At 56.8% G+C, this 4034-nt stretch carries 4 protein-coding genes and 1 pseudogene; all 5 read left to right on the forward strand.

The window, feature by feature from the left end; translation table 11 throughout:
- Positions 1–269: pseudogene (locus ALO64_RS19315) on the forward strand (peroxidase); the annotation flags it as partial.
- Between the two features lie 533 nt (positions 270–802).
- On the forward strand, positions 803–1768 hold the full coding sequence (locus tag ALO64_RS19320; protein ID WP_044345656.1) for a sulfonate ABC transporter substrate-binding protein: 966 nt from the start codon (positions 803–805) through the stop codon (positions 1766–1768).
- Between the two features lie 28 nt (positions 1769–1796).
- The gene (gene ssuC / locus ALO64_RS19325) at positions 1797–2594 is read left to right on the forward strand and encodes an aliphatic sulfonate ABC transporter permease SsuC (protein WP_004655051.1); all 798 of its coding nucleotides are present in this window, start codon (positions 1797–1799) and stop codon (positions 2592–2594) included.
- On the forward strand, positions 2591–3403 hold the full coding sequence (gene ssuB / locus ALO64_RS19330; protein WP_044345654.1) for an aliphatic sulfonates ABC transporter ATP-binding protein: 813 nt from the start codon (positions 2591–2593) through the stop codon (positions 3401–3403). Before ssuC ends, ssuB begins: the two co-directional genes overlap by 4 nt.
- A gap of 26 nt (positions 3404–3429) precedes the next feature.
- Positions 3430–3645, forward strand: a complete 216-nt coding sequence (locus ALO64_RS19335; protein WP_002555770.1) for a TOBE domain-containing protein — start codon at positions 3430–3432, stop codon at positions 3643–3645.
- The last annotated feature ends 389 nt before the right edge of the window (positions 3646–4034 follow it).

The following is a 4034-nucleotide window of genomic DNA, read 5'->3' on the forward strand; positions in this document are numbered from 1 at the left end:
TTTTTCAGAGGATACCTAACAAGAAAGTGCGCCTGACGATTACGTATCCGGCGAGTACCGGGCGTAATTTCCACGAGATTCTGCGCGTTATCGACTCGCTGCAATTGACCGACAACTACAAGGTTGCCACGCCCGCCAACTGGGTGGACGGCGATGATGTAGTGATTGTGCCGTCGATCAAGGACGAAGCCGAGATCAAAGAACGCTTTCCCAAGGGCTACAAGGCCGTCACGCCTTATCTGCGCCTGACACCTCAGCCAAACCGCTAATTTTCGATCTACCAAGCGTGAGGTTATTTGGGCCGATTCATCGGCCCTTTTTTATTCCTCCCTCATAGCCGCCGACTGCGTCGCTCGATCAAGCGCGGACGCAGAGCGTCGCACGATAGTCGAGATCATCGTTCCTCACGCTCCAGCGTACGAATGCCGCGAGTAACGCTCCGCGTCACAGATCTTCTCCCCGCCGCCTGTTCAAGATCGGACGCAGAGCGTCGCACGATAGTTGAGATCATCGTTCCTCACGCTCCAGCGTGGGAATGCCTGTCGTGACGCTCCGCGTCGTGGATATACGCCACGCCGCATACTCAAGATCGGACGCAGAGGGTCCAGAACGGCATGCCGCCGTAGTACGGCGCACGATAGTTGAAAAATAGTGCTGCCCTTTATATTCATTTATAGAATAACTAAATGAATAAATAAGATTTATAGATATAAAAAGTGCTGTTAATGTCGTCCCTATTCCCGCCTTGTTCGTCTGTGACTGACTGAGCAGGCACTACCCAACAACCGCTAAAGGAGCGCATATGCGCACTGTCATTTTGCGTCGAGGCCTTGTCGCTCTGTTTGCTGCTGCGGTCGCGCTTGGCGCGGTCACCCAGGCCCAGGCGGAAGATCTGCGCATCGGTTATCAGAAATACGGCACGCTGGTGCTGCTCAAGGCCAAGGGTTCGCTGGAGAAGCTCCTGGCCGAGCAGGGCGTAAAGGTTCAGTGGACAGAATTTCCGGGCGGTCCGCAGTTGCTTGAAGGTCTGAACGTGGGCTCGATTGATTTCGGCGTGACCGGTGAAACGCCGCCGGTTTTCGCTCAGGCAGCAGGCGCGGATCTGCTGTACGTGGCTTACGAGCCGCCAGCGCCGACCAGTGAAGCCATCTTGGTACCCAAAGACTCGCCTATTACTTCGGTCAAAGACCTGAAGGGCAAGAAAGTCGTCCTCAATAAAGGCTCGAACGTCCATTACCTGCTGGTCAAGGCACTGGAAGATGCCGGCCTGAAATACACCGATATCCAGACCGTCTTCCTGCCTCCGGCCGATGCGCGTGCCGCTTTCGAGCGCGGCAGCGTGGATGCCTGGGTCATTTGGGACCCGTATCAGGCTGCAGCAGAAAAGCAATTGCAGGCGCGGACCTTGAAAGACGGCACCGGCATTGTCGACAACCACCAGTTCTATCTGGCGACCAAGCCTTACGCGCAAAAGAATCCGAAGGTGATTCAAGCCTTGATCGAAGAAGTTCGTGCAGTGGGCGAATGGTCCAAGGCTCACCCTGACGAAGTGACCAAACAGGTTGCGCCGTTGCTGGGGCTGCCCGCCGACATCACCCTGACCTCGGTAAAACGCCAAGGCTACGGTGCGCTGTTCATTACTCCGCCGGTTGTAGCGGCGCAGCAGAAAATTGCTGACACCTTCTACCAGCTCAAACTGATTCCGAAGCCGCTCAGCATTGCTGATGTGGTCTGGACACCCCCTGCTGCTGTTGCTCAAGCACAGTGATCGTCAGGCCCTTCGAGGAGACAACTCCATGAGCCTCAGTGCTTCGCAACGCATCATTCACCGACTGGCGCCCTGGGCACTTCCAGTCCTGTTGTTGGCCGTCTGGCAGCTGTCGGTCAGCGCCGGATGGCTATCCACACGCATTCTTCCTGCACCCAGCGCAGTCATTGAGGCGGGTATCAATCTGGTTGCGAGTGGCGAAATCTGGACGCATCTGGCGATCAGCGGCTGGCGCGCCGGGATCGGATTCGCCATTGGCGGTGGCATCGGTCTGGCGCTGGGCTTCATTACCGGCCTGAGCAAATGGGGCGAGCGCCTGCTGGACAGCTCAGTGCAGATGATCCGTAATGTGCCGCACCTGGCGCTGATTCCGCTGGTCATTCTGTGGTTCGGCATTGATGAGACAGCGAAGATATTTCTTGTCGCGCTGGGCACCCTGTTCCCGATTTATCTGAACACCTACCACGGCATCCGCAACATCGATCCGGCGCTGGTAGAAATGTCCCGCAGCTATGGCCTGTCAGGTTTCAGCCTGTTCCGGCATGTGATCCTGCCAGGTGCCATGCCTTCGATTCTGGTCGGTGTGCGCTTTGCGCTGGGCTTCATGTGGCTGACGCTGATTGTGGCAGAAACCATTTCTGCCAGCTCCGGCATCGGTTATCTGGCGATGAATGCACGGGAATTCCTGCAAACCGACATCGTGGTACTGGCCATTGTGTTGTACGCCGTCCTCGGCAAACTGGCCGATCTGGCGGCGCGAGGCCTTGAACGTGTGTGCCTGCGCTGGCACCCGGCCTATCAAGTGAGCAAAGGCGGTGCCGCATGACCAGTCTGAAACAGCAGCCTCCACATTTGCTGCGCGGTATTCCGCTGGCAGTACGCAACCTGAAAAAAGCGTTCGGTACTCGCGAAGTGCTCAAGGACATCGACCTGCATATTCCGGCCGGTCAGTTCGTCGCCATCGTCGGCCGTAGTGGCTGCGGTAAAAGTACCTTGCTGCGCCTGCTTGCCGGTCTCGACAAGCCAACCGAGGGTCAATTGCTTGCAGGTTCTGCACCACTGGACGACGCTCGCGAAGATACGCGTTTGATGTTCCAGGAGGCGCGGTTGCTGCCCTGGAAGAAGATCATCGACAACGTCGGCCTTGGCCTGAGCGGCGACTGGCGTGCGCAAGCACTCGAAGCGCTCGAGGCCGTCGGCCTTGCCGAACGCGCCAACGAGTGGCCAGCGGCATTGTCCGGTGGCCAGAAGCAGCGTGTTGCTCTGGCGCGTGCGCTGATTCACAAGCCGCGCCTGCTGTTACTCGACGAGCCGTTGGGCGCGCTGGACGCTTTGACCCGCATCGAAATGCAGCAACTGATTGAAAAACTGTGGGGCCAATACGGCTTCACGGTACTGCTGGTTACTCACGATGTCAGCGAGGCAGTCGCCATCGCCGACCGCGTGATCCTGATCGAAGAAGGCCAGATCGGCCTCGACCTTCTAGTCGACCTGCCACGGCCACGTGCTCGCGGCTCGCACCGCCTTGCTGCGCTGGAAGCCGAAGTGCTCAACCGAGTATTGGCCATCCCCGGCTCGCCACCTGACCCGGAACCGTTTTCGCCAATGCCCACGCAATTGCGCTGGGCAAATTAACCCTGATCCCCAAAGGAAGACATGCCATGACTATCAAAGCCATCAACGTTCGCAACCAGTTCAAAGGCACCATCAAGGAAATCGTCCACGGCGACGTACTGTCGGAAATCGACGTACAGACCGCTTCCGGCGTTGTGACCTCGGTCATCACCACCCGCTCGGTAAAAGAGCTGGAACTGGTCGTCGGCAGCGAAGTAATTGCCTTCGTGAAGTCGACAGAAGTTTCCATCGCCAAGCTGTAAACAGTGGGTAAAAAACACCCCGGACGGTTCTGACCCTCCANNNNCGGGGGTTTTTACTTTTTTACCTGGCAGTTTTGCGAGGAAGGCAGTTTGAGCCCGGTTGGTGAGAGTAGGCTGAATGCGTATGCATAGGTTGGTGGAGATCCGGCTGGGTTCGGGATCCTTCGGGGCATCTTCCGATTAGGCCCGAGTTGATAATAGAGTTAGCAGTTTCAGCGAAAGCGCTCGCAACGATGGGTCGTTTAAAGGAGCCAGTGCTTTTAAAATTGAGAAGTACAACGCTCTGAGCGCCTGGGCGAGCAAACGAGCTAAAGAATATAGCGAACGTTTTACGCCTTATCCTGGAACGGTGAAGAATATCCGTGAATAGTGAGACTGTCAGAAATTTT

This window comes from Pseudomonas meliae, assembly GCF_001400515.1.
GTDB classification, from domain to species: domain Bacteria; phylum Pseudomonadota; class Gammaproteobacteria; order Pseudomonadales; family Pseudomonadaceae; genus Aquipseudomonas; species Aquipseudomonas amygdali.

Excerpts from the sequence above, each read along its gene's own strand:
- ALO64_RS19320 (WP_044345656.1), top strand. The coding sequence starts at position 803 with ATGCGCACTGTCATTTTGCGTCGAGGCCTTGTCGCTCTGTTTGCTGCT.
- ssuC (WP_004655051.1), top strand. The coding sequence starts at position 1,797 with ATGAGCCTCAGTGCTTCGCAACGCATCATTCACCGACTGGCGCCCTGG.
- ssuB (WP_044345654.1), top strand. The coding sequence starts at position 2,591 with ATGACCAGTCTGAAACAGCAGCCTCCACATTTGCTGCGCGGTATTCCG.
- ALO64_RS19335 (WP_002555770.1), top strand. The coding sequence starts at position 3,430 with ATGACTATCAAAGCCATCAACGTTCGCAACCAGTTCAAAGGCACCATC.